This window comes from Prevotella lacticifex (assembly GCF_019973375.1).
Lineage (GTDB): Bacteria > Bacteroidota > Bacteroidia > Bacteroidales > Bacteroidaceae > Prevotella > Prevotella lacticifex.
The window spans coordinates 1-25,282 of the sequence record NZ_BPTV01000001.1 but is presented as its reverse complement, the minus strand read 5'-3'; the positions used below and the strand labels follow the sequence as shown (position 1 = coordinate 25,282).

Genomic DNA, 25,282 nt, shown 5'->3' with positions numbered 1-25,282 from the left:
ACATATTGATACAAGCGAAACTGTAGAAAGAACAATCAACAATGTTCATTTCTGTGGAAATCGTTCCATAGGTGTCGTTGCTTTTAGCATCGGGACCGTGTGGAAATGACTTCTATAGACAAGACAGCTGAAAGTATGAGCTACATTCACTCTGTTATTCTTTCGAGGATGACAGATGAAAGCGACAAGAAAGTAATTAAGGGCGCATGGTGGATGCCTTGGCTCACGCAGGCGATGAAGGACGTGATAAGCTGCGATAAGCTGCGGTGAGGCGCAAATAGCCTTTGACCCGCGGATTTCCGAATGGGACAACCCGGGCGGTAGAAGACCGCTCATCGATAGCACAGGCTATCGAAGCTAACCCTGGGAACTGAAACATCTTAGTACCAGGAGGAAAAGAAAATAAATTAATGATTCCCCCAGTAGTGGCGAGCGACCGGGGAAGAGCCTAAACCGGGAGGGTGGCAACGCTCCCCCGGGGTTGTAGGACTGAGCTGTGGTACGTTTTAGGTGAGCGGAACGGTCTGGAAAGTCCGGCCAAAGCGGGTGAGAGCCCCTTATGCGAAACCGACGGCGGCCTATCAGTATCCTGAGTAACGCGGGGCACGAGAAATCCTGCGCGAATCCGCCGGGACCATCCGGCAAGGCTAAATACTGGCGTGAGACCGATAGTGAACGAGTACCGTGAGGGAAAGGTGAAAAGCACTCCGAGCAGGAGAGTGAAAGAGTTCCTGAAACCATGTGCCTACAAGCGGTCGGAGCATAGATAATATGTGACGGCGTGCCTTTTGCATAATGAACCTACGAGTTGCCATGTCCGGCAAGGTTAAGTGTCTAAGACACCTAGCCGCAGTGAAGGCGAGCCTGAAGAGGGCGCAAGAGTCGGATGGGGCAGACGCGAAACCAAGTGATCTACACTTGCCCAGGATGAAGTCCGGGTAACACCGGATGGAGGTCCGCACGAATAAGCGTTGAAAAGCTTCTCGATGAGGTGAGTGTAGGAGTGAAAGGCCAATCAAACTTGGAGATAGCTCGTACTCCCCGAAATGCATTTAGGTGCAGCGTGCCGAGATTAGCGCGAGAGGTAGAGCGACCGATAGGACGCGAGGGCTTCACCGCCTGTCAAGTCCTGACGAACTCCGAATGCTTGCGCTACGCATCGGTGCAGTAAGGGGGCGGGTGCTAAGGTCCGTCCCCGAGAGGAGAAGAATCCTGACCGCCGTCTAAGGCCCCGGAATACTGCCTGAGTTAGTCTAACGAAGTCTGGCCTCAGTGACAGCTAGGATGTTGGCTTGGAAGCAGCCATTCATTCAAAGAGTGCGTAACAGCTCACTAGTCGAGAGTCCGGGCATGGATAATAATCGGGTATAAGGCAGTTGCCGAAGACGCGGGATAGTAAATAATAAAAGTATCGGTAGGGGAGCATTCCATATCCGTCGAATGGTGTAAGCGATTTATCCTGGAGGATATGGAAAAGCAAATGTAGGTATAAGTAACGATAAAGGGGGTGAGAATCCCCCTCGCCGCAAGACCGAGGTTTCCCGGGCGATGCCAATCAGCCCGGGGTCAGTCGGGACCTAATGCTAAGCCGAACGGTGAGGCAGATGGCAGACACGGTTAATATTCCGTGACTTGCGGCCGGAGCGATGTGGAGACGCGGTAGTGACACCGTCGCGCACATACGGATTTGTGCGTTGAAGGCCGTAGGCAATGAGGGAAGCAGGCAAATCCACTTTCCGAGCTGAACGCCGAAAGTACGGGGACTTCTCCGGAAGTCCCTGACAGCACGGGTAATCAGACCGCCGGGAAAATCCGCTAAGCATATCTGGCCGCAACCCGTACCGCAAACGGACACACGTGGTCGGGTAGAACATACTGAGGCGTTGAGAGATTCATGGTTAAGGAACTAGGCAAACTGACCCTGTAACTTCGGGATAAAGGGTCCTCATAGCAATATGAGGCGCAGAGAATAGGTCCAGGCAACTGTTTAACAAAAACACAGGGCTGTGCGAACTCGAAAGATGAAGTATACAGCCTGACACCTGCCCGGTGCCGGAAGGTTAAGAGGAGATGTCACTCCGCACGGACGAAGCATTGAATTGAAGCCCCGGTAAACGGCGGCCGTAACTATAACGGTCCTAAGGTAGCGAAATTCCTTGTCGGGTAAGTTCCGACCTGCACGAATGGTGTAATGATCCGGACGCTGTCTCAACCATGAGCTCAGTGAAATTGTAGTATCGGTGAAGATGCCGATTACCCGCGATGGGACGAAAAGACCCCGTGAACCTTTACTACAGCTTAGCACTGACCTTGGTCATCCGATGTGTAGGATAGGCCGGAGGCTATGAAGGAGCCACGCCAGTGGTTTTGGAGCCATCCTTGAAATACGGCCCTTTGGCTGTCTGAGGTCTAACGCGCTGTGAGTGCGGACACTGCTTGGCGGGTAGTTTGACTGGGGTGGTCGCCTCCAAAAGTGTAACGGAGGCTTCCAAAGGTGCCCTCGGGCCGATTGGTAACCGGCCTCAAAGAGTGCAATGGCATAAGGGCGCTTGACTGGGAGGGAGACATCCCGAGCAGGCAGGAAACTGGGGCATAGTGATCCGGCGGACGTGTATGGAAACTCCGTCGCTCAAAGGATAAAAGGTACTCCGGGGATAACAGGCTGATCCCCCCCAAGAGCTCATATCGACGGGGTGGTTTGGCACCTCGATGTCGGCTCGTCACATCCTGGGGCTGGAGAAGGTCCCAAGGGTTTGGCTGTTCGCCAATTAAAGTGGCACGCGAGCTGGGTTCAGAACGTCGTGAGACAGTTCGGTCTCTATCTATCGTGGGCGCAGGAGTTTTGAGTGGTGCCGTCACTAGTACGAGAGGACCGTGACGGACAGACCTCCGGTCTACCGGTTGTGCCGCCAGGTGCACCGCCGGGTATCTGAGTCTGGTTTAGGATAAGCGCTGAAAGCATCTAAGCGCGAAGCCATCCGCGAGATTAGAACTCCTTTTTTAGGGTCGTCCGAGACGAGGACGTTGATAGGGCGCAGGTGTAAAGACGGTGACGTCAAAGCCGAGCGCTACTAATTGCCCGAAACTTTCAGTCATAAGGTTATACTTTGAGTTGTCTAACGGTTTCGCTTGTTAGATGTGTCACCCATACGCCGCATGTTCACGAAATCGTGATGCGGTCGAAAAATATTATCAGGTGGTTATTGTGGTGGGGTCCCACCTCTTCCCATTCCGAACAGAGAAGTTAAGCCCACTTACGCCGATGGTACTGCAATGCAATGCGGGAGAGTAGGAAGCCGCCTTTTTTCCAGGAAGCCCTGAGAGCAGCAATGCACTCGGGGCTTCTTTTTTGGTTGTTATAGGAGGGTATAGGAATTTATAGGGAGCTATAGGCAATCATAGGAAGCTATAGGAGATAATAGGAGCTATAGAAACAATAAGAAATAGCGAAATGATAGGTTTTTATAGAAAATTATTGATCTTGCTAACCCTCTATGTTTCTTATGGTTACATCTATCCCCCAAAATTTCTTCGAAAAAAAATCGCGATTTACTTGATTTCGCCTCACGAATTTATTATCTTTGCAGTAGCTTCGGAAGAGAAGTATCGTAACTTAGCGAAATAATTTTAACTAAAAGCACCGGTTATGAAGAAAACTTATCTACACACTACTAAAGTTTTGTTTGCCTTTCTGACTTTTGTCTCCTTGGCTTTGTTCATATCATGTACCAACTCCGTTGCTGAGGATGCCGGCACGACTAAGGGAGAATCGACAACGACTCGCGAGGTGACACTGAAGCTCAGCGAGGAGCAGGTGACTACGTCTACTGCACCAATAGTGCGGGCCGTGGCCCCAAAAAGTTACTATGCCATTAATGTTTACCTAAAGAAGGGAGATGGCTATGAGAAATTTGCTTACGGGCTTTTTGACTCTGCGAAGGATACGAAAATCGTTCTTCAAGAGGGAAAGAAATACAAGTTCGAATGCGTTAAGGTTGAAAACTATAAAGATACTGTTTATCATGACGGCGTCAGCTACTTACGACCGTTCCGAGTTAATGGTAAACCTGGTGCGTTGACTAATACGTTCGTTTACTCGAAGAATGTTAATAACGACGAAATGACGGAGGGTGTTTTCAGCCTCACCGATACTACGACGACTCGATATCCTCGTGTATATACTAATTATGGTGAGCTCGTCGATTACGATCCCGCCACAGCCGATTCTGCTACGATTCCTTTGAGACGCAGCTATTTCGGTATTCACTTTGTCGTTGAGCCGCCGAAAGATGGATATGTCGTCTTCAGATACCTCGAAAACTATTCTTTCGTGGTTCATGCTGGCGACGCGACCTATGACCAGAATGAGATTTATACTTTCCATCAGATTGTCAACAGTACCAAGGAGGATTACGGCGGCAACATAAAGTTGTACTCTGATTGGTATTCAAGCAATGGTACTGTGATCCGCGATACTACGTTGATTCCTATCACGCGCAACACCATCACCACTGCCAATGTTACCCTTCATGGTTCAACCCCAGCGGGTATCGGCGTAAGTGAAGAGGACGGACCTATGGGCAACCAGACTGTTGACATACGGATAGTTGGCGGAAAGGAATAAAAATATTTTTTGTTCTCTCTCTAATAAGCTATGGCTTTGTTAGCCACCGGATAATAATTCTGACGGTTTGTAACGAAGATGGCTGTATTAGACGTTGCTTCATTGATTGGTGTAAAAACATCAAAGTGGAGATCTTATAATTAAAAAACGACTAATGGAAGAAAAGATAAAGAGTCCTTGGCCCGGTCCGGCAGGACTTATACCAGTTACGAGCGGCCGGGCCGACGATGCCAACGTTATCAACCGACATTATCTCGATCATCTTATGGTTGAGATGAGGGTGATAGATTCTGTTGAGCCCGACCTTACAACTGAAATTCTCGGACGGAAGTTCAGCTCACCAATAATGATGCCTGCTTTCTCGCATCTCAACAAGGTTGGTAAGGACGGGCGGAAACCAATGCAGGCCTATGCCAAAGCTGCCAAGGAGATGAATCTTCTCAACTGGGTCGGTATGGAGCCCGACAGCGAATATGCGGCTATAGCCGATGTTGGTGCACCGACGGTAAGGATTATTAAGCCGTTTGCCGATCATGATATAATTCGCAAGCAGATAGCTTTTGCTGAAGCTCATGGCGCATTCGCTGTAGGCATAGACGTTGACCACATCGCAGGCAGGGACGGTCACTTCGACATTGTCGACGGACAACCGCTTGCAACGGTAACGAGTTGTGACCTTAAACGGTACGCAGAGTCGACGCCTTTGCCGTTTATAGCTAAGGGAGTACTCTCCGTTGCTGACGCAGTGAAGGCTAAAGATGCGGGCTGCAAGGCAATCGTAGTCTCCCACCATCATGGCCGTATACCTTTCGGTGTCCCTCCTACCTTCATCCTGCCTGATATCAAAAGAGCCCTTGCGGGAAGTGGTGTCGCCGTCTTCGTCGACTGTGGCATTGACAGTGGCTATGACGCTTACAAGGCTCTGGCCCTCGGTGCCGACGCTGTGGCCGTGGGGCGTGGCATCCTCTCTCCGCTGCTGAAGGAGGGTAAGGATGGGGTCGTCAAGAAAGTCCGTAGGATGAATGAGCAGTTGAAAGAGATGATGATGTACACCGGCATTGCCGATACCTACTCTTTCGACCCCACAGTTATCCATCACAGCTGAACGCCGTCTGCGAATAGTTCCTGAGTCGGGCATGTGACAGTACAATCGAAGAGTCCATAACTGAAATAGTATATCGGCACCGGCATCATAATCATGGTGCCGGTGCGATTTGTAGTATTGTTGTGGCAATAATGTTTATTTCTTTCCGTTTATTGGATAGATTGATTATTAGCGGCATTAACTTTACTATACATGTTTTACAGAATTAAGAGGGCACTTGTCTGGATAAGGAGGATGAGATATTCGCGTGGGTTCGGTGTTCAGTCGCCGTGGGCCTACCGGTTCATCCGGTATGTCGTCAATGAGCATTATCCTTATTATGAGTATACGCATCTTAATAAGGAGGTATATGGGATAAACAAGTTTGCCAGGAAGTTATGCCGACTCTATTTCAGAATAGCCAACTACTGTCAGCCAAAGCTTGTCGTCGACTATGGCTCGAGTACAACGGCATATCGGACCTATTTCCGTGCCGGCTGTCATTCATGCCATGTTGTGCAGCTGTCGGCCGATGAAAAGGGTATGGACAAATTGGATGATTTGCTTACTCAGAATGCCAAAGTCGATGTGGCGAGGATATCGTTAAAGGGCGATTACCGTGATGTCGTTGACAAATTAATGGACCATGTTGACAGGAAATCACTCCTTATAATCCAGAGAATAAAGAAGAATAAGAGCACCGTGGATTATTGGAGAGAATTGGTCGATGATGAGCGCACGGGAGTCACTTTTGACTTATATTATTGTGGGATAATCTTCTTCGATAATAAAAAGTTTAAGCGGAACTATATCGTCAACTTCTAAGTTTTTAAACTTTATTGATATTGCCGTTGAAAAAAGTTGCGTTTTTTCTTGTAATTAGATGAAAGATATATTATCTTTGCGACCAAATTATTGAAATGTAAAATTTTAAGACTATGTATTGGACACTTGAACTTGCTTCGAAATTGGAAGATGCACCATGGCCTGCAACAAAAGATGAGCTCATCGACTATGCAACTCGTTCCGGTGCACCGGCAGAAGTACTGGAGAATCTACAGGAGATAGAGGATGAAGGCGATGTATACGATAGTATTGAGGATATATGGCCCGATTATCCTTCTAAGGAAGATTTCTTATGGAATGATGACGAGTATTGATGTCATGTTCCGTTTATAGCTATTAATGGTCGCTCTTATTTAATATAGGAGCGGCTTTTTAATTGTCTGTTAACAATATCTCAGCCTTTTCTGCGTTATCATTACGTGTTAAGACGCTTTATAATCATATTTGTGTTGTTCTTTCTCGCTGTCGACGCGATGAAAGCACAGTACGATCCGTCGTACAGTCATTACTTCTCCATGGAGCCTTCATTCAATCCGGCTTCCGTAGGAAAGGAGAATCAGCTGAACGTGGTGGGGGCGTATGCTCTTGACTTTGCCGGCTTCGAGCATAATCCGAATACGTTTTATGTAGGAGCTGATATGCCGTTGTATTTCCTGAAGAACTATCACGGTGTGGGAGCGTCGATAATGAACGACAAGATTGGTCTCTTCACCCATCAGCGGATAGCGGGGCAGTATGCTTTCCGTTTTAATCTCCTCGGCGGACGGCTTGCTGCCGGTGTTCAGGCCGGATTGATAATGGAGACGTTCGATGGCAGTAAGCTTGATGTGGAGCAGTCGAACGACCCGGCACTGCCATCCTCGCAGGTAACCGGCAACAGTCTTGACCTCGGTTTCGGTCTCTACTATACACATAAGAACTGGTATGCCGGACTGTCGGCTCAACATCTGACAGCACCGAAGATTGACCTTGGAGAGACTAACGAGTTGAAGGTGGACGCCACGTATTATTTGACCGGTGGATACAATATTAAATTGAGTAATCCGTTTATAACTATACCTACCTCTACGTTGGTGCGTTACGATGGGGTTAGCTGGCGTGGTGACATCACGGCGAGAGTTGTCTACAAGAATGACAAAAAGAAACTCTATGGCGGATTGTCATATAGCCCTACTAATTCGGTGACCGTTCTCGTTGGAGGCAGTTTTCATGGCATTAACCTTGGATACAGTTACGAGGTATATACCTCAGCAATAAATCCAGGTAATGGCAGCCATGGACTTTTCGTCAGTTATCAAACCGATATTAACTTGCAGAAGAAGGGTAGGAACAAGCACAAGAGTGTGAGATTTCTATAGAAGAAACAGAATATGAGAATAATTAGACATACATTACTATTTTGCCTGTGTCTGGCTATGACCGGCATTCTCGGCAGTTGCTTTGCCGGACGTGGTACCTCTGCATCGGGCCGTGGCGGCGAGGTGACCGGTGTCGGTGGAGGAAGACCTTTCAAGGAGCCTACACCTTATGGCATGACGCTTGTCAAGCGTGGCTTCCTTAAGATGGGACTCGATAAGACGGACAGTCTGTGGGGAAAGAAAACTCCACGGAAAGATATCTCTGTCGATGGATTCTGGATGGACGAAACGGAAGTTACTAATTCCAAGTACAAGCAGTTCGTTATGTGGGTGCGTGATTCTATCATCCGCACGCGGCTTGCCGATCCTTCTTATGGTGGCGACGAGACATACATGATTACAGAAGATAAGAACGGTGACCCTGTCACCCCTCATCTGAACTGGCGCAAGCCTCTGCCCCGTAAGCCTAACGAAGATGAGCAGAGAGCTTTCGAGAGTCTGTATGTCACTAATCCGGTGACTGGCGAGAAGATGCTCGACGTGAAGCAGCTCAACTACCGTTATGAGGTCTACGATTATACTGCCGCTGCCCTTCGCCGTAACCGTCTGAACCCCGAGGAGCGTAATCTTAATACGGACGTTACCGTCGATCCTAATGAGCAGGTGATGATATCAAAGGATACCGCCTATATCGATGATGAGGGAAATATCCACCGTGAAACAATAAACAGACCGCTGTCGGGACCTTGGGATTTCCTCAACACATATATAGTAAATGTATATCCTGACACTACCTGCTGGGTGAATGACTTCCGCAATTCAGATAATGAGATGTATCTGCGCAACTACTTCAGCAACCCTACGTACAACGATTATCCTGTTGTCGGAGTGACGTGGGAGCAGGCTAACGCATTCTGTGCATGGCGCACCGATTATCTGCTTAAAGGTCTCGGACGTGAGGCACGGTATGTTCAGCGTTATCGTCTGCCGACAGAGGCTGAATGGGAATATGCTGCCCGTGGAAAGAATCAGAATGAGTTCCCGTGGGAAAACGAGAATGTGAAGAATGGCAACGGATGTTTCTATGCCAACTTCAAGCCTGACAGGGGAAATTACACCAAGGACGGCAATCTCATCACCAGCCGTGTGGGTATTTATTCGGCCAATAGTAATGGCTTGTACGATATGGCAGGAAATGTGGCTGAATGGACAAGTACTGTTTATACCGAGGCGGGTGTCGACGCGATGAATGATCTCAACCCGGAACTGTCGTATAACGCAGCAAAGGAAGACCCGTACCGACTGAAGAAGAAGGTTGTACGCGGAGGCAGCTGGAAAGATCCTGAGAGCTACATAAGAAGTGCATGGCGTACATGGGAATACCAGAACCAGCCGCGCTCGTACATAGGATTCCGTTGCGTGCGCAGTCTGGCAAGCTCATCGAGCGAGGCTGCAAAGCAAAGTCGTAAGAGCAGCAAGAAATCGCGTAAGCGGTAAAAAGAAAAATCCAATTGTTTATATCAAAATAAGTAATGGCAGAATATAGTAAATACAATATAGTCTATCGTCTACAGAAGTGGATGGATAGCGTTCCCGGCCAGACGTTCCTGAACTATGCATACAGTTGGGGTGCATCAATCGTCATTCTTGGAACTCTCTTCAAACTTACCCATCTTCCCGGTGCCAATATCATGCTGTTCATCGGTATGGGTACAGAGGTGTTCGTGTTCTTTATCTCAGCCTTCGACCGCCCGTTCGATAAGACTGACGATGGAAAGAAAATTCCGACCCGCGTCACGGAGGAATATCTTGAGACTGGAAAAGTTACTTACAATAACATCCATGAGGATGATACTGAGGACGAAGGCGATGAACAGTTCATGACTTCCGCTCCGGCCGATAATTCTTCTGCCAATGTCCGGCAGTCCGATTTCGGTGCCTCGATGTCACCGGCAGCATCGGGAACGGCATCAGGCGGATCTTACGAGCCTGCGGGCCCGACACCGGGTATGGAATCGCCTGTGGGCGGTATGAACCCGAATGCGGCAGAATCAGCATCTGCTGCTGGTCAGGGCACCGCAGAACAAGCTCTCGCCGCAGCCATCAAACAGCAGACGGAGGTTATCGCAAGCTCGCAGACGGCTACACCGGAGATGGTCGATGCTCAGGAAAAATATGTCGACGCATTGAAGAATCTTACCGAGCTCCTCGGAAAAGTCGGCGAACAGAGCGAACGTCTCACTCGCGACTCTGAGGAGATGGAGAATCTCAACCGCACACTCACCGGTATCTCGAAAGTCTATGAGTTGCAGCTCAAGGGAGCGAGCAAGCAGGTGGGCACTATCGACCAGATTAATGATCAGACACGTAAGATGGCAGAGCAGATTGCGAAGCTCAACGAAATCTATACACGCATGATTGAGTCGATGACTGTGAACATGCAAAACAAAAATCAGTAACGAATGGCAATCATAAAAAGGAAAGTCAGTCCTCGCCAGAAGATGATTAACCTCATGTATGTCGTCCTCATGGCTATGCTTGCTCTGAATATCTCCACAGAGGTGCTCAACGGCTTCTCTATCGTCGAGGAGAGTCTCAATCGTACTACGAATAACTCGTCGATGGAGAACAACATGATCTACGGCGAACTGTCGCAGATGATGAAGAACAATCCGGAGAAAGTCCGTGAGTGGTTCGAGATGGCTACGGCGGTGAGGAATTCCAGCGACTCCCTTTACAATTACGCCCAGGACCTTAAGGTGATGATTGTAAAGGAGGCTGACGGCGATGACGGCAATCCGCTTGATATTAAGAATAAGGACGACCTTGAGGCCGCCGAACAGGTTATGCTCTCGCCCACGTCAGGGCAAGGCAAGAAACTCTATGAGGCTATAAATAACTACCGGCGTAATATTCTGAAGTTCGTCACCGACCCGGTACAACGGAAGATTATTGCCAGCAACCTCTCTACGCAAGTTCCAAAGAACAGCCTTGGAAAGTCGTGGGAAGAGTATATGTTTGAGTCGATGCCTACGGCCGCTGCCGTGACCCTGCTGTCGAAATTGCAGAGCGATGTACGGTATGCCGAGGGCGAAGTGCTTCACACCCTTGTCGCCAATATCGGCTTGAAGGACGTGCGTGTCAACGAGCTTAAGGCCTTTGTCGTTCCTAATCAGCTCCGGCTCTATCCCGGCGAGACCTTTACGGCCAATATGTTCATGGCTGCCATCGATACCACCCAGCGTCCGGAGGTATATGTCAACGGTCAGAAGATACAGGGCAATACCTACTCCGTAAAGCCGACGTCGGCTGGCAAGCACTCCATCAGCGGTTATATCCTCATGCGTGACGTGGCCGGCAACGTTCTTCGCCGCGACTTCAGGCAGGACTACTTCGTCATTGGCGGCTCCAAGCCCGACAATTTCATTGCTGAGCCTACGCCGGAAGCAGGAACCGTGGCTGCCGATCTGATGAACGTTCTCTATGCCGGATTCGACAACCCTGTGAGCATCAGCATCCCGAATGCCGCTCCCGGACAACTGTCGGCATCGGCAAGTGGCGGCAGTCTGCGTCAGACTTCACCGGGACATTATATCGCCCGTCCGTCGGCTATCGGTCAGCCAATGACCATCAATGTTACGGCTAAGGGCCGCAGTGTCGGACAGTACACTTTCCGCGTCCGCAAGTTGCCCGACCCGACAGCATATATCGCAGCAGGGTCCGACAGGTTCAAGGGAGGAGTCTTGGCTAAGGGATCACTCCTCGGAGCCGCCGGTATCCATGCCGCCATCGACGATGGCTTGCTCGACATTCCGTTCCGTGTGCTTAGCTTTACGGCTGTATTCCACGACAACATGGGCAACGCCGTTCCAATAGCATCCAACGGAGCTAATTTCTCCCAGGCTCAGAAAGAACAGTTCCGCCATATGGCACGCAACCATCGTGTGTATATCACGAATATCAGTGCCATTGGTCCCGACAACCTTACGAGACGGCTGCCTGGTGCAATGGAAATCATCGTGAGGTAAGACAATCCTTCCGCGGGGCTGTCGTCCTGCGGGAGATCTTTGAATGATAAATTAATTAAGAGAATATGAAAAGGATACTCCTTGTAATAGCACTTGTTTGTATTGCTGTCGGCGCTACTGCCCAGCCTGCCCGCCGCCGCGTGCAGCAGGAGCAGAAAGCCAAGAGCAATGCCAACAACGTTACTATCCGCCAACAGATAGAATTTCCCGTGGCAGCCTCGATGCCGGAGGATGTCGTCTGGCGCCGTGATGTCTACCGTGAGCTTAATCTCACCGACGATGCCAATGCCGGACTCTATTATCCCGTGGAGCCTATAGGCAGTCAGATGAACCTCTTCACCTATCTTTTCAAACTTATTATGAGCGGTCGGGTACACGCCTATGAGTACCGGCTGGACGGTAATGAGGTGTTCACCGACAGCGCACGAATCAAACCGTTGCAGTTTCTCGACAACTATCATATCTACTATGAGCGCACAGGCCGCCAGATACGCATCGACAACAGCGACATACCGTCGCGTGAGGTCAAGGGCTATTACCTGAAAGAAAGTGACTACTACGACCAGGGAACGTCGACTTTCCACCGTCAGGTCATCGCCCTCTGTCCGATAATGTACCGTGAGGACGACTTCGGCGACCTCGGCAGTGGCGCTGAGACGAAGTATCCTCTGTTCTGGGTGCGCTATTCTGATATTGCTCCGTATCTCAGCAAGCAGATTATTATGACCAGCGACATCAATAATGCCGCTACGATGAGCATCGACGACTACTTCACGACGAACCAGTACAAAGGTAAGATCTACAAGACTACCAACATGCTTGGCCGCACGCTGGCTCAGTATTGCACCACCGATTCGGCTATGGCAAAGGAACAGATGAAGATTGAGAAGGAGATCTCCGATTTTGAAGCCAATATCTTTGGCAACAATCAGAAGAAAGACTCCCTCGACAGCATTGCCAATGCCTCCGACACCAAGGCCACGAAGGTCAAGAAGCGCCGCAGTCGTCGTTCTGGCGGTAATAGTTCCCCGTCGGTGCGCCGCAGCCGCCGCTCGTCGGGTGGCAGTTCCAGTGGTGGAGGTGCCCGCGTCACAGTAAGACGACAGAGACATTAATTACTATCCCTGCCTGCACGTTATGTGGAGGCGGGGATTAAACGTTTAATAATAAATACATTAGAAATGAAAAGAATCTTTACACTTGCACTCCTTGCCCTTGGCCTTCTTATGGCCTCCCCGGCAAACGCACAGGTTAAGTTTGGTGTTAAAGGCGGTCTCAACGTCACCGACATGCACCTCAGCAGCGATGTCTTCGACCAGTCGAATCAGGCCGGATGGTATATCGGTCCTACCGTGAAGGTGAGCCTTCCCGTTACCGGACTCGGCGTTGACGTGTCGGCACTCTACGACTACCGCTCGGCTAAGGTCAGCGATCCTTCCACCGAGGAGGTGAAAGTAAAGCAGCAGAGCATCAATGTCCCGGTCAATCTCCGTTACGGTATTGGTCTTGGCAGTCTCGCAAGTCTTAACTTCCACGCCGGACCTCAGTTCGGCTTCAATGTCGGCGACAGAGAATACAAGTGGACCGACACGAGCAACTACGCCCTGAAGAAGTCAAACTTCAGCATCAACGTTGGCCTCGGTGTCTCCGTAGCCAAGCATTTCGAGGTTACCGGCAACTACAATATCGCCTGCGGCAAGACCGCTGATGTCACCCTGCTGAAGGCTGCCCAGGATGTAGCCAAGAGCAAGAGCCGCAACAACTCGTGGCAGATTGGTGTGGCTTACTACTTCTAAGTCCTGCCGGAACAACATTTTTTATAATTGCCTATGAGACGCAATAATCTTCGGATTGTTGCGTTTTTTGTGTATGAAAGGTTTAATCGGACGTAATATGAAAAGACTATTGTTCTCCGCGGTATTGCTGTTGGTTACCGCAACTTTCTTCTCTTGTAGCGACGACCCGAAGTTCAACTACGATTATTTCGCTAATCCGGATAATGTAGCCCGCGTAGCCAATGCCTTTGAAGGCAGCTATGAGGGAAGAACCAGAGTCTTTGTACGCGGCAAAAATTCAGCACAGATTGAACTTCCCGACAGTATATGGCAAAGTGGATGGACCAATGAAGCGAAAAGTCGCCCCATACTGAGGTATTCGCTTGGTGGAAAAGGCAGACAGAACCTCACTGTCGAGCAGTTCCCTATAAGTGCCATTGGCTATATCGTCGACGACTCTGCGTTGGCCGATGCCTTGAAGAAGGCTCCGGCCCGGAATCTTGTATTCAATTATAATCTTTTCTCGAGCTCGAACACAAATTCCGAACATCATGGTGTCATGGACTTCGACCACGATGACGTCAGTCTGACATTATATTATGGTGGCGCCCGGCATGTTGTCAACATCTTGTTCAATATCCCTACGTCTTACGAGTTTGATATCGATAAAGGCCCTTACTGTCTGGATCATATTCAATTTTGGGCTGACGAGCTGTATGTCGACGGCAAATTACAGCAGTCTTTTGATTTGTTTACTGACGAAGCCCTCTTCGAAGTTCGCATTGTCAGTTACAACTACAGCCATGATACAGTTGCTGATGGGCTGCAAACGAAGGACGACAAGTGAGTTATGCAGAGATTATATTGCCTCTGCCGTTGGACGGCTACTTCACCTACGGCATCCCCGACACCCTCGCTGAGCGTGTCGCCGTTGGCATGCGTGTGCTCTGTCCGCTCGGCAAGTCGAAGAAGTACATCGGCATAGTTGCCAATATCACCGGCACAAAGCCTGATTTTGAAGTTAAAGATATCATCGATGTCCTCGATGTGGCTCCTTTGGTACCCGACAAGCAGCTGCGTCTTTGGCAGTGGCTGGCCGAGTACTACCTTTCGCCTATCGGTGATGTCTACAAGTCGGCCCTTCCTTCCGGTCTCAAGGCCGAGGAGGGCTGGCATCCCCGCACGGAGCTCTTCATTGGCCTCACTAAGCAGTTCTGCACCGATCAGGGCCGTCAGATAGCCGCTGGCATGCTTCGCCGTGCCGTAAAGCAGCTCGAGACCCTCAACACCTTCTTCGAGCTTGCCGCCGTCAACGGCGACAGAGGCGTGACGAAGGAGGAGCTCATGAACCAGTCCAATGCCACCGCCGCCACCATAAAAGGCCTTGTCGACAAGGGAATCCTCTATACATATAAGAAGGAGGTAGGCCGACTTAATGATGGCGGTGCCGACCACCCCGAGCGCATAAAAGCCCTCAGTACAGCCCAGAGCACAGCCTTCGACGCTGTAGTCAGTCAGTTTCACGACCATAATGTAGTCCTCCTGCACGGAGTGACGTCGTCGGGCAAGACCGAACTCTACATCCATCTCATCGCCAAGGCCATCGCCGAGCATAAGCAGGTGCTTTATCTCCTTCCCGAGATAGCCCTCACCGTTCAGATTATGCAGCGCCTTCAGAATATCTTTGGCGGTCGCCTCGGCATCTACCACAGCAAGTATAGCGATGCCGAGCGCGTGGAGATATGGCGTAAGCAACTCTCCGACCATCCCTATGATGTCATCCTTGGTGCCCGCAGTGCCGTCTTCCTGCCCTTCCGCGACCTCGGTCTTGTCATTGTCGACGAGGAACACGAGACGAGTTTCAAGCAACAGGACCCCGCCCCGCGCTATCATGCACGGTCGGCAGCCATCGTTCTGGCCGGAATGTATGGTGCCAAGACCCTCCTCGGCACCGCCACCCCGTCGATGGAGTCATACCAGAATGCCGCTACTGGAAAGTACGGCTATGTACGTCTGTCGCAGCGCTATAAGGATATAGAACTGCCGAAGGTGGAGGTCGTCGACATCAAGGAGCTGCGCCGCCGCAAGATGATGAACGGACCCTTCTCGCCACGGCTGCTCTCGGCTGTCCGCGAGGCCCTGCACGAGGGCCGTCAGGCCATCCTCTTCCAGAACCGCCGCGGCTTTGCGCCGATGATAGAGTGCCCCACGTGCGGATGGGTGCCAAAGTGCGATAACTGCGATGTCAGCCTCACCCTCCACCGGCGGTTGAACATCCTTACTTGTCATTATTGTGGCGCGGTGTACCGTGTGCCCGACAAGTGTCCCAACTGTGGCAGCACCGACATCCGCGGCCGTGGTTTCGGAACGGAGAAGATTGAGGACTACATCCGCGACATCTTCCCCGAAGCCCGTGTGGCGCGTATGGACCTCGACACCACACGCACGCGCAATGCCTACGACCGCATTATCAACGATTTCTCACGTGGTAAGACAAATATCCTCATAGGTACGCAGATGGTCACCAAAGGCCTCGACTTCGACAATGTCAGTGTCGTCGGGGTCCTCGATGCCGACACCATGCTCAACTATCCCGACTTCCGGGCCTACGAGCATGCGTTCAATATGATCAGTCAGGTCAGTGGCAGGGCAGGGCGTAAGGGCAAGCGCGGCCTTGTCATCCTTCAGACCAAGACCCCCGACCTGCCCGTCATCCGACAGATTGTTGATAATGATTACCGATCTTTCTATCGTCAGCTGACGGCCGAAAGGCGTGCTTTCCGTTATCCTCCTTTCTGTCATCTCGTCTACGTCTACCTCAAGCACCGCGACGAGCGCACCGTCGAGCAGGCCGCCGCTGACCTCGGCGCGCGTCTGCGACAGGTGTTCGGATCTCGTGTCCTCGGTCCCGACAAGCCCGGCATAGCCAGGGTGAAACTGTTGTATATCCGCAAACTCGTCATCAAAATAGAGAATTCCATCGACTACCACCGCGTGCGGCAGTCGCTGCGTGCCGTTCAGCAGCAACTGCTTCAGAGCCGTCGCTATGGGGCTTTGCAGATTTATTATGATGTCGACCCCGAATGATAGTCAGACCATAGCGTCGACGAGAATATACCACACGGCAACGATATGGCATATTGTGCCGGCAATGACGAAGAAGTGGAACACCGTGTGGTTATAACGGTGCTTGTGGAGAGTGTAGAATGTGGCCCCGGCAATATAGCATATCCCTTCGGCAATGATCCACCAGAACGTTGTCATGCTCACCGCGTCGAGCAGCGGTTTCAGGGCTACGAGCACACTGAACCCCATGCCCAAGAACGATAGCGTCTCTAAATTGCTGTGCGATTTCAGTTTGTGGAAGCTGATTATCGTCCCCGTGATGGCACAGAGCCATACGAAGGTGAACAGTCCCCATCCCCAGTAGCCTTCGTGTCGCAGGGCGATGAGCGTCACCGGCGAGTAGCTGCCGGCGATGTGCCAGTAGATGGCGGCATGGTCGACCTTCCTCAGCCGCTCCTTCCACACCGACCATGCCGACAGCGAGTGATAGACGGTTGACGAGATGTACGACGACAGCATGCCGGCGATATATAGTGCCACTGCCGCCACGTTGAGGCTGTCGCCCGTCGCCGATGCCTTATGGAGCAGCACAAAGGCCACGACGGCACCAAGAACGATCCCACCGAAGTGACTCCAGGAGTTCCATAGCTCCTCCTTATGACTGAAAAAGATATGTCGGTCCATAATCTTGCTCTTTCCGCAAAGGTACGACAAAACGATTTGATAACAAAGAAAAACCGACATATTATTTCTCTTGTCTGACGAAAATAGCCCTATTGTTGCATTTTCGCCGTGCCGTCTCCAGATGATACGAAGCAGAAAATCATGTACAGGCTTACGCTCCATGAGGAGCTAAAGTCTGTACGTGACTATTTTCCAAAAACTTATTCTCGATTCAGGGTGACACATTGACGAAGGCAGGTGCAAGTAATTCTTCCATTTGTCCGCCGGTGCAGGGAAGGGCTTCATGCCCTTCCTAAAACAATGTTCGACATATTTCTCTCTAAGCGGTTGGGTCATATTTTGTGGAAGGGCATGAAGCTCTTCCATGCACGGGTTATGCTTCACCCTGACCTAAATATCCTTGCAAGTGCTTGATTATCAAGGAAAATATTTGGTATCAATGATAAAGTGACGAAGTCAGGACCTTTCGACCTGCATTCGCAGAATAGTTGCTATTAAATTATTAATTTCAAAAAAAACTTTCTTTTTCTTTGCTCATTCAATATTTCTTCATAATTTTGCCAGAGTGAACCATGTCTGAACCTTATCGGACCATGCAGGGTGCGGGCTTCGTGGTGGAGCGCCCAGGCAGAAGTCCGCGATCGAGGGGAAAAGAGTTGCTCATGAGGAACAACTCGACGGTGGGGAACTTATATATGATGAAGGCGTTTACTTGACGCTTTGTTCTTGACGCTTGGAAACTTCGCAAACTTTCATCGTAGTCAGGAATGAGGCAACGGTAGATGTCCATGGGTGTGTATTCACCAGCCGGAGGTATACCTTATTGTATATAAGGTATGCCAAAGGTGCGATATACATACAGGCGTGGGCTTCTGCGTTGCTCGTTCAACTACGATGGGCAATGCGAAGGCCTCCGAGCGTGGGACGAGTAACAAGAGTTCCACGCTTTTTTTGTATACTTCTCTTTCAGAAGTGAGACTTCCTTAGAATGTAAATTTTAAACGCTATAAATTATGAAGAAAAGTTTACTCTGTTTTCTAATCCTGCTCATGGTGCCCCTGGCATCCATGGCCTACGACTTCGAGGTAGATGGAATATACTACAAGTTGACTGGTAATAGTTCCGTGGCGGTGACATACAAAGTCACACCCACTGGGAGTAGCGATTACACTGCTCCTTACTCTGACCATATTACGATTCCCTCTACTGTGAATTATAATAACCGTTTTTATGCGGTCACTTCAATAGACTATGAGGCCTTCAAGCATTGTTCCGGTTTGACTTCGGTTACCATCCCTGAGAGTGTCACTTCGATAGGCGAGGATGCCTTCAGGGGTTGTTCCGGCTTAACTTCGATCAACATCCCTAAGGGTGTCACTTCGATAGGCATTGGGACCTTCTCGTGGTGTTCCGCCTTGAAATCGATCACCATCCCTGAGGGTGTCACTTCGATAGGCAATGATGCCTTCAGTGGTTCCGGCTTGACTTCGATCAACATCCCTAAGGGTGTCACTTCGATAGGCGATGGGGCCTTCTCGTGGTGTTCCGGCTTGACTTCGATCGATATCCCTGAGGGTGTCACTTCGATAGGCGTTGGGGCCTTCGAGAATTCTTCCAGCTTGACTTCGATCACCATCCCTAAAAGTGTCACTTCGATAGGCGATTTTGTCTTCTGTGAATGTATTTAGAGCCTTATAAACTACCATAAACAACACAAAACAACCAAACGTAAAACGCTGTAATACAGAGACTTTTATTTTTTAACACTTCAAGGCGTGTTTTTGGTTGCTTCGGAAATTCCCTATAAATTTGCAACGTATTTCTACCGCAGGGAATTTACGAGGCTTATTTTTTGCCACATCGTGAACGGAGTTGACAAGGGTTTCTGATGGGTTACGACAGACGACAGATTCCCAACCGCTTTTAATGAAAGCAACATCGTGGCGAAAGGCGACAATGTTAGTCCACTGCTGACATGAGTTTACTTGCGGAGAGGTACAACGAAATGATTGTTGAACCCATAAATATCGCAAGTATGCCAAAGACAAGAAAGTGTGCCCTATGTGGCAGAGAGTTTGTTCCAAACAGCGGAACGCAGAAGTATTGCTCGGAAGAATGTGCAGAACAGGCAAAGGAAGTCAAGAAGAAAAGACAACGTGACTTCCTCCGTGCCTTTGAGCCAGTGATGGAACTCCAACAGCAGGAGTACCTGACCTTTTCCAAAGCAGCCATCCTTTTAGGCTGTACCCGTCAGTATGTCTATAAACTCGTAGAGCAGGGAAGGTTGCCAGCCTCTCGGTTGAGCAGCCGAATGGCTCTTGTCCGCAGAAGTGACATTGAAAGGATGTTCGATGCCAATCCTTACAATCGCGTCATCCCATGCTCAAAACCGAAGAAGACAACTCCCAAGAAACAAAGAACGTCATTGAGGAAGAACACCAACGATGTTCAGTCCACAGATGAAGTCCTTGAATACTACTCTGGCGAGGAAGTGATGCAGACCTACAAGGTCAAGCAGTCTTGGCTCTACGCCTCAGCCAAGCGTCACCAGATTCCCATGTGCCGTATTGCAGGACGTAACTACTACAGCAAGAAACACATTGATGCTGTGTTTTGTACTTCCGTTGACCTTGATGCTATTGTCGATTGGCTTACACCCCAGGAGGTAGCAGACCGTTATGGCATCAACCTTACAGCTGTCCGTTCATATGCCCATCGCCACAAGATACCATCCAAGCGTGAGTACGGGCAGACTTTTTACTCGCAAAGCCACTTTGACGAACTTCGCCGTACAGATCTTCTGGCAGATGAGAACTACTACACCGTTGAACAAGTGCAAGAACTCTATGGGCTGACGAAGGCTAACATCTGCCATATAGTCAAGGTCAAGCACATAGAAAAGACCAAAGTGGGCAGAATCAACCTGCTTCTTCGTTCCGATGTGGAGCGAGTGATGGCAGAAAGAAAGACTGCTGGATTCTGATTTCTACCATTCTGAATGATTATTGACGGATTATCGTGAATAATCGGAATCAGCACCGCATCATTCAGTTCCTTTGCACCCGTGAGGAAACGCCTCACCTTGAATTATCAAAAATAACAATAATACGCGTATGAGTAACATCTGTAAGACCGTGACCCTCCGCACACGGAAAATCAAAGGCGGAGAACAGTTGTCCTTCTATCTGGACTACTACCCAGGCTATCGTGACGAATCGACCATGAAGGTCATGCGTCATGAATCCCTCGGCATTTACATTTATGCCAAGCCGAAGAATCAGCGTGAACGAGACTACAACGACCGTATGCGTGAGAAGGCTGAAGCCCTCCGCTGCCGTCGCTATGAGTCCATAGTCAATGAGAGGTATGACTTCTTTGACCGAGACAAGATGAAAGGCGACTTCCTTGCCTACTTCAAGTTGAAGGCTGACAAGAAGAACTGCAAATGGCAGCATGTCTATAAGCACTTCGAGAGGTTCGCCAACGGCAAGTGTCGCTTTGATGAGATTAATGTTGACCTCTGCAACAAGTTCCGTGAGTACCTGCTAACCGCACCGCAGACCATCCACACGGAGCACAAACTACACATCAATTCCATAGCAGGCTATTGGTCAACCTTCCGTGCCGTACTCCATACTGCCTACAGGGAACATAAGATCATGGAGAATCCTAATGGCTTCTTGGAACGGATTGACACCATCCCAACTGAGAAGGAACACCTATCCAAAGAAGAGCTTGTCAGACTGGCGAACACTCCGTGCGAATATCCCGTGCTGAAGACGGCCTTCCTCTTTGCTTGTTTGACAGGATTGAGAAAGAGCGACATTCGTCAACTTACATGGGAGAACATACAGCCTTACGGTGACGGAGGTATGTATGTCACCCTTCGTATGCAGAAGACCAAGGAACTTGTGAACAACCCCATCAGTGACGAGGCACTTGAACTGATTGGTGGCAGCGGAACAGGTAAGGTGTTCGAAGGATTCACAGACAAGATGACACAGATACCCTTGAAGAACTGGCTGAAAGCCGCTAGCATCACCAAGAAAATCTCTTTCCATTGCAGCCGTCATACCTTCGGCTCATTACAGGTCGATGCAGGTACAAGTGTCTATACCGTCCAGCACATGTTGGGACACAAGAATGTTTCAACCACACAGATTTATGCGAACATGGCTGACGAGAGCAAGCGCGAGTCCGTCAACCGCATCACGCTTAAACCTGTAAAGACGGTGCAGTTGAAAGTGGTGGGACAATAGCATACATAGCTTACCTGTTTTTATATAGGTGTTGTATCGGGAGAGGCATTGCTTCTCCCTTTTTCGTTTCCGAATGGAATCACTCTCAATTCCGTTTATAGTATGAAAAACACCGCAAAATCATACTCGAAAGCCAACTAATATTAACCCAAGTTTGACGCTCTAATGTTTTTTTTCAGAATTTTTTCCAGTGTTTATAGGGGTTTGCGTGGTCAAACTGCTCAAAATCGCAATGTAGAACACAGCAATGTCGTAGGGATTGCTTATCTTTGCGGCATGAATTTTACGTCCCAAATACGTTACAACCCACAGACGTGTAAAGACGAGAAGTATTACCGTCTGAAGGAGTCCTATCGCGATGCCAGCGGTAGGGTATGTACTTTGATATTGCTCAATGTCGGGTTTATACATGACCTATCCCCAGAGCAGATAAGAGATGTTGCGCGTGGACTGACGTATCTGTACAATCACCAGAAGGATGTCCAACTTTGGGATGAGAAACTGCAAGGTTACTCGGAAGTGGTTCGTGACAGAGTGCATGCGTACTGGGCCAGACTTGTCGAGGAGGAAAAACTTGATATTGTGGGCAACGCCTACGAGAGAAGCAAGTCCAAGGCCAGGAAACGGATAGATGTTGACACTATGAGGCATACAGACGCAAGGGAAGTCGGCTGCGAATGGCTATGCCTGCAAACGATTCGTAAACTTGGTCTGGATACATTTCTCCGTTCTTTGGGATGGTCTGAGGACAAGGTGAAGGTCACTTTGGCCCATCTTATTACGAGGGCGGCCTATACTCCGTCCGAATTAAAGTCAATATCCATTATAAAAGAGAACTCTGCAGTGTGCGAACTCCTTGACCTTCCTATGGCCAAAATAACTCCAAGGAGGATATATCGAGTTGCCGATGACCTTTATTCCATAAAGGATAAGCTTGAGAAGTATCTTTGCCACAAGACCGATGACCTCTTCAAACCGACCAACCGCATTATGCTCTTCGATCTCACCAACTTTTATTTTGAGGGACGCAAGACCGGCAGCAAGAAGGCTGCCTTTGGCCGTTCAAAGGAGAAACGCAGCGACTGCAAGCTGCTTGTCCTCGCGCTATGCATCAATACTGACGGCTTCATACGTTACAGTGCGGTACTGGAAGGCAATACCGCCGATCCAAAGTCACTTCCCAACATGGTGGACGAGCTTATTGCTGAGAATCCGGCCAAATGTCCCGATAACGAGGGAGTGCTTGTAGTCATTGACGCAGGTATCTCAACTGAAGATAACCTCAAGACTATAAGGGACAAAGGATACAACTATCTTTGTGTATCCCGCAAAGCTCTTACCGAATACACCACCCCCGAGAATGCTCCCAAAGTCACAGTTTGCGATTGCTTGAAGCGCGAGATAACGCTTCAACGCGTAACAACGGCCAAGAATGACGACTGTTACCTCAAAATAGACTCTCCTGCAAAAGCGTTGAAGGAAGAATCCATGAACCGCAAATTCCGTGAGCGTTTTGAGGAAGGGTTGAAAAAAATCAGAAAGAGTACCCAATCAAAACACGGGATAAAAAACTACGGCAAGGTACAAAACAGGATCGGTGCCCTGCAAGGAAAATATCCCTCTATAAGCCGATATTACAATATAAAAGTTGAGGATGACGGACACGACAAAGTCGCTTCTATGACATGGGAGGTCAACATCCCGGACAAGGTGGAATACGGAACATACTTCCTCAGAACCAATGTGAAGAAATTAGATGAGGAAACGACCTGGAACTACTATAATCTTATACGTGAAATAGAATGCTCCAACCGGCAGCTCAAAACCGACCTCAGCCTCAGGCCCATATACCACCAGACTGACAATAGGGCAGACGCACACCTTTTCTTAGGGCTGCTGGCTTACTGGATAGTAAACACCGTGCGCCATCAGATGAAGGTTGCCCGGCGAAAGCAAGGCAAGGATGAGCATGGGCGGGAGCGTTCGACACCGTACTGGTCGGAGATCATGCGGATCATGAAGACTCAAAAAGCAGTTACTACCACAGCAGTAAATGCGCTTGGAGAGGCTGTCGAGACCAGACTGTGCAGTGTGCCTACAGATAGTGCAGCTGAAATCTACGAGTTGTTGAAAATCAGTAAAGTGCCATTTAAAAAAATAAAAATCTGTAGAACACAGTAGGACTTTTTAAAAACACTAAATTGCTGATACAGAACAACTAAGCAAAATACGATGTCAAAGTTGGGTTAAAAAAAAATTTGAATGTCGTTCCATTCATTAGCTATCAACAATAATCGGAGTAACTTTGCACTATGGAATAAGGCTAATGCCTATAATTTCCGGTTACTGATGATTGTTAAACCCTCATAATACGAAATATATGATTAGCGTAAAAGATCAAAGTCTGCGAGACCTTTGTCTCCTATGGGGATGCCCAGGTGTGGTATTCCTTACCATCTCTATGTTTGTAGCTCTGAAAGTCGGTGCCGACTTCCAGCAGGACGGCCTTGCCAAGTGGGCGGCATTTCTGCTGTGTAACCTCCTGCTGTGGCTTTTGTATGTCATGTTCCAGTCAATATTGGTCGATTTGCTGCCCAAGAAATGGAAGGGCGAAAGTCCCATTACAAGACCTCTGACGGAACAAGACTCTGTATTGCCTGATGATAAGGTTGCAAGTGAAAATATTGAGCCTGCAACTGAGTCTGAGGCGGTACCACTTATCCAATCTGAACCTATTCAATACACCCAACGCTGCAAAGAGTATGAGTTGGAGCAGGAAAAGAAACGACAGGAAACAATTGCCGCCATCAAGGACTATACACGACACACCATGTCCCCCTTTGTTTATGATGATGGTGAACTGGAGAAACTCTGCAATGAGATTCAAAAATGGGCTGGTGATTATACTTACACACCAGCACCTGTCCGTTTGAAGCAGAAACTGACCACCGTTGATCTGCGGCACTTCGTTTGGAACATCGGAGAACGACTGGGCAGCAAGAATGACTACAGCGGCTATGTCCGGGCCGATTTCATTAAGAGCATGTTCCCCAACATCTTCATGGACATGAACCTTGACAGCATCCGCAACTTCAAGTTCCAGCCTAACAAGGGTAACATTGTGATTGACGAACCAGATGATAATGACTTTCATTTCCATTACGAGTAACAGCAGACTATCCACCTTTCCCTACCATCATTATTCTACTACACTCCTTCCTCAAACTGACATAATGCCTAAGTTTGGGGAAGGTTTCTTTTTGCCCATTTCATCCCTTCTATATCCGATTACTTCTTGTTTTTCCAGCTCTTTTCTGATGATTGTTTGATTAATGATGAATGACTGGAAGTAATCGGAATCAGCGTTGCATCATTGAGTTCCTTTGCGCCCGGTCTCTAACCAAAGACCGATTTTATTATGACGCAAGAAGTATTAACCCAAGTTTGACGCTCTAATGTTTTTTTTCAGAATTTTTTCCAGTGTTTATAGGGGTTTGCGTGGTCAAACTGCTCAAAATCGCAATGTAGAACACAGCAATGTCGTAGGGATTGCTTATC

Annotated in this window: 18 protein-coding genes and 2 rRNA genes; 19 read left to right on the top strand and 1 reads right to left on the bottom strand. The window is 49.1% G+C overall.

Features of this window, described 5'->3' with window-relative positions; genetic code table 11:
• Window positions 1-186: 186 nt before the first annotated feature.
• The 14 genes from LDN30_RS00100 to priA all read left to right on the top strand — a co-directional run bounded on the left by LDN30_RS00100 (window position 187) and on the right by priA (window position 16,802).
• A 23S ribosomal RNA gene (locus LDN30_RS00100) occupies window positions 187-3,094 on the top strand.
• A 98-nt stretch (window positions 3,095-3,192) separates the two neighbouring features.
• Window positions 3,193-3,305: ribosomal RNA gene (rrf, locus tag LDN30_RS00095) — 5S ribosomal RNA — on the top strand.
• A gap of 407 nt (window positions 3,306-3,712) precedes the next feature.
• On the top strand, window positions 3,713-4,624 hold the full coding sequence (locus tag LDN30_RS00090) for a hypothetical protein (RefSeq protein WP_223928381.1): 912 nt from the start codon (window positions 3,713-3,715) through the stop codon (window positions 4,622-4,624).
• 154 nt (window positions 4,625-4,778) lie between these two features.
• Window positions 4,779-5,729 carry an alpha-hydroxy-acid oxidizing protein gene (locus tag LDN30_RS00085; RefSeq protein WP_223928380.1) on the top strand — a complete coding sequence of 317 codons (951 nt, stop codon included), beginning with the start codon at window positions 4,779-4,781 and terminating at the stop codon, window positions 5,727-5,729.
• A 192-nt stretch (window positions 5,730-5,921) separates the two neighbouring features.
• Window positions 5,922-6,533, top strand: coding sequence for a hypothetical protein (locus LDN30_RS00080; RefSeq protein WP_223926597.1), 612 nt, complete (start codon window positions 5,922-5,924; stop codon window positions 6,531-6,533).
• A 113-nt stretch (window positions 6,534-6,646) separates the two neighbouring features.
• On the top strand, window positions 6,647-6,868 hold the full coding sequence (locus tag LDN30_RS00075; protein WP_223926596.1) for a DUF2795 domain-containing protein: 222 nt from the start codon (window positions 6,647-6,649) through the stop codon (window positions 6,866-6,868).
• 105 nt (window positions 6,869-6,973) lie between these two features.
• On the top strand, window positions 6,974-7,912 hold the full coding sequence (locus LDN30_RS00070; protein WP_262901597.1) for a PorP/SprF family type IX secretion system membrane protein: 939 nt from the start codon (window positions 6,974-6,976) through the stop codon (window positions 7,910-7,912).
• Between the two features lie 12 nt (window positions 7,913-7,924).
• Window positions 7,925-9,409 carry a T9SS ring complex lipoprotein PorK/GldK gene (gene porK / locus LDN30_RS00065; protein ID WP_373316483.1) on the top strand — a complete coding sequence of 495 codons (1,485 nt, stop codon included), beginning with the start codon at window positions 7,925-7,927 and terminating at the stop codon, window positions 9,407-9,409.
• Between the two features lie 35 nt (window positions 9,410-9,444).
• Window positions 9,445-10,371, top strand: coding sequence for a type IX secretion system motor protein PorL/GldL (gene porL, locus LDN30_RS00060; RefSeq protein ID WP_223926595.1), 927 nt, complete (start codon window positions 9,445-9,447; stop codon window positions 10,369-10,371).
• Between the two features lie 3 nt (window positions 10,372-10,374).
• Complete coding sequence (gene porM / locus LDN30_RS00055) at window positions 10,375-11,940, top strand: type IX secretion system motor protein PorM/GldM (protein WP_223928379.1); 1,566 nt, start codon at window positions 10,375-10,377, stop codon at window positions 11,938-11,940.
• 65 nt (window positions 11,941-12,005) lie between these two features.
• A complete protein-coding gene (gene porN / locus LDN30_RS00050; protein WP_223926593.1) occupies window positions 12,006-13,055 on the top strand; it encodes a type IX secretion system ring subunit PorN/GldN in 1,050 nt (349 codons plus the stop codon).
• Between the two features lie 66 nt (window positions 13,056-13,121).
• A complete protein-coding gene (locus LDN30_RS00045) occupies window positions 13,122-13,736 on the top strand; it encodes a porin family protein (RefSeq protein ID WP_223928378.1) in 615 nt (204 codons plus the stop codon).
• 97 nt (window positions 13,737-13,833) lie between these two features.
• Window positions 13,834-14,562, top strand: coding sequence for a DUF4840 domain-containing protein (locus tag LDN30_RS00040; RefSeq protein WP_223928377.1), 729 nt, complete (start codon window positions 13,834-13,836; stop codon window positions 14,560-14,562).
• Window positions 14,559-16,802, top strand: a complete 2,244-nt coding sequence (priA, locus tag LDN30_RS00035; protein WP_223928376.1) for a replication restart helicase PriA — start codon at window positions 14,559-14,561, stop codon at window positions 16,800-16,802. Before LDN30_RS00040 ends, priA begins: the two co-directional genes overlap by 4 nt.
• Before the next feature lie 3 nt (window positions 16,803-16,805).
• On the opposite strand, the gene trhA is transcribed toward priA, so the two are convergent.
• On the bottom strand, window positions 16,806-17,465 hold the full coding sequence (trhA, locus tag LDN30_RS00030) for a PAQR family membrane homeostasis protein TrhA (RefSeq protein ID WP_223926589.1): 660 nt from the start codon (window positions 17,463-17,465) through the stop codon (window positions 16,806-16,808).
• Window positions 17,466-18,478: 1,013 nt separating this feature from the next.
• On the opposite strand from trhA, the gene LDN30_RS00025 reads away from it, so the two are divergent.
• The 5 genes from LDN30_RS00025 to LDN30_RS00005 all read left to right on the top strand — a co-directional run bounded on the left by LDN30_RS00025 (window position 18,479) and on the right by LDN30_RS00005 (window position 24,893).
• The gene (locus LDN30_RS00025) at window positions 18,479-19,153 is read left to right on the top strand and encodes a leucine-rich repeat domain-containing protein (protein ID WP_223928375.1); all 675 of its coding nucleotides are present in this window, start codon (window positions 18,479-18,481) and stop codon (window positions 19,151-19,153) included.
• A gap of 347 nt (window positions 19,154-19,500) precedes the next feature.
• Window positions 19,501-20,448, top strand: a complete 948-nt coding sequence (locus tag LDN30_RS00020) for a helix-turn-helix domain-containing protein (RefSeq protein WP_223928374.1) — start codon at window positions 19,501-19,503, stop codon at window positions 20,446-20,448.
• A gap of 130 nt (window positions 20,449-20,578) precedes the next feature.
• Complete coding sequence (locus LDN30_RS00015; RefSeq protein WP_223928373.1) at window positions 20,579-21,724, top strand: site-specific integrase; 1,146 nt, start codon at window positions 20,579-20,581, stop codon at window positions 21,722-21,724.
• A gap of 276 nt (window positions 21,725-22,000) precedes the next feature.
• Window positions 22,001-23,905, top strand: coding sequence for an IS1634 family transposase (locus LDN30_RS00010; RefSeq protein ID WP_223925324.1), 1,905 nt, complete (start codon window positions 22,001-22,003; stop codon window positions 23,903-23,905).
• A 280-nt stretch (window positions 23,906-24,185) separates the two neighbouring features.
• Window positions 24,186-24,893, top strand: a complete 708-nt coding sequence (locus LDN30_RS00005) for a hypothetical protein (RefSeq protein WP_223928372.1) — start codon at window positions 24,186-24,188, stop codon at window positions 24,891-24,893.
• The last annotated feature ends 389 nt before the right edge of the window (window positions 24,894-25,282 follow it).

Excerpts from the sequence above, each read along its gene's own strand:
- LDN30_RS00085 (WP_223928380.1), top strand. The coding sequence starts at position 4,779 with ATGGAAGAAAAGATAAAGAGTCCTTGGCCCGGTCCGGCAGGACTTATA.
- LDN30_RS00080 (WP_223926597.1), top strand. The coding sequence starts at position 5,922 with ATGTTTTACAGAATTAAGAGGGCACTTGTCTGGATAAGGAGGATGAGA.
- LDN30_RS00075 (WP_223926596.1), top strand. The coding sequence starts at position 6,647 with ATGTATTGGACACTTGAACTTGCTTCGAAATTGGAAGATGCACCATGG.
- porK (WP_373316483.1), top strand. The coding sequence starts at position 7,925 with ATGAGAATAATTAGACATACATTACTATTTTGCCTGTGTCTGGCTATG.
- porL (WP_223926595.1), top strand. The coding sequence starts at position 9,445 with ATGGCAGAATATAGTAAATACAATATAGTCTATCGTCTACAGAAGTGG.
- porM (WP_223928379.1), top strand. The coding sequence starts at position 10,375 with ATGGCAATCATAAAAAGGAAAGTCAGTCCTCGCCAGAAGATGATTAAC.
- porN (WP_223926593.1), top strand. The coding sequence starts at position 12,006 with ATGAAAAGGATACTCCTTGTAATAGCACTTGTTTGTATTGCTGTCGGC.
- LDN30_RS00045 (WP_223928378.1), top strand. The coding sequence starts at position 13,122 with ATGAAAAGAATCTTTACACTTGCACTCCTTGCCCTTGGCCTTCTTATG.
- LDN30_RS00040 (WP_223928377.1), top strand. The coding sequence starts at position 13,834 with ATGAAAAGACTATTGTTCTCCGCGGTATTGCTGTTGGTTACCGCAACT.
- trhA (WP_223926589.1), bottom strand. The coding sequence starts at position 17,465 with ATGGACCGACATATCTTTTTCAGTCATAAGGAGGAGCTATGGAACTCC.
- LDN30_RS00025 (WP_223928375.1), top strand. The coding sequence starts at position 18,479 with ATGAAGAAAAGTTTACTCTGTTTTCTAATCCTGCTCATGGTGCCCCTG.
- LDN30_RS00020 (WP_223928374.1), top strand. The coding sequence starts at position 19,501 with ATGCCAAAGACAAGAAAGTGTGCCCTATGTGGCAGAGAGTTTGTTCCA.
- LDN30_RS00015 (WP_223928373.1), top strand. The coding sequence starts at position 20,579 with ATGAGTAACATCTGTAAGACCGTGACCCTCCGCACACGGAAAATCAAA.
- LDN30_RS00010 (WP_223925324.1), top strand. The coding sequence starts at position 22,001 with ATGAATTTTACGTCCCAAATACGTTACAACCCACAGACGTGTAAAGAC.
- LDN30_RS00005 (WP_223928372.1), top strand. The coding sequence starts at position 24,186 with ATGTTTGTAGCTCTGAAAGTCGGTGCCGACTTCCAGCAGGACGGCCTT.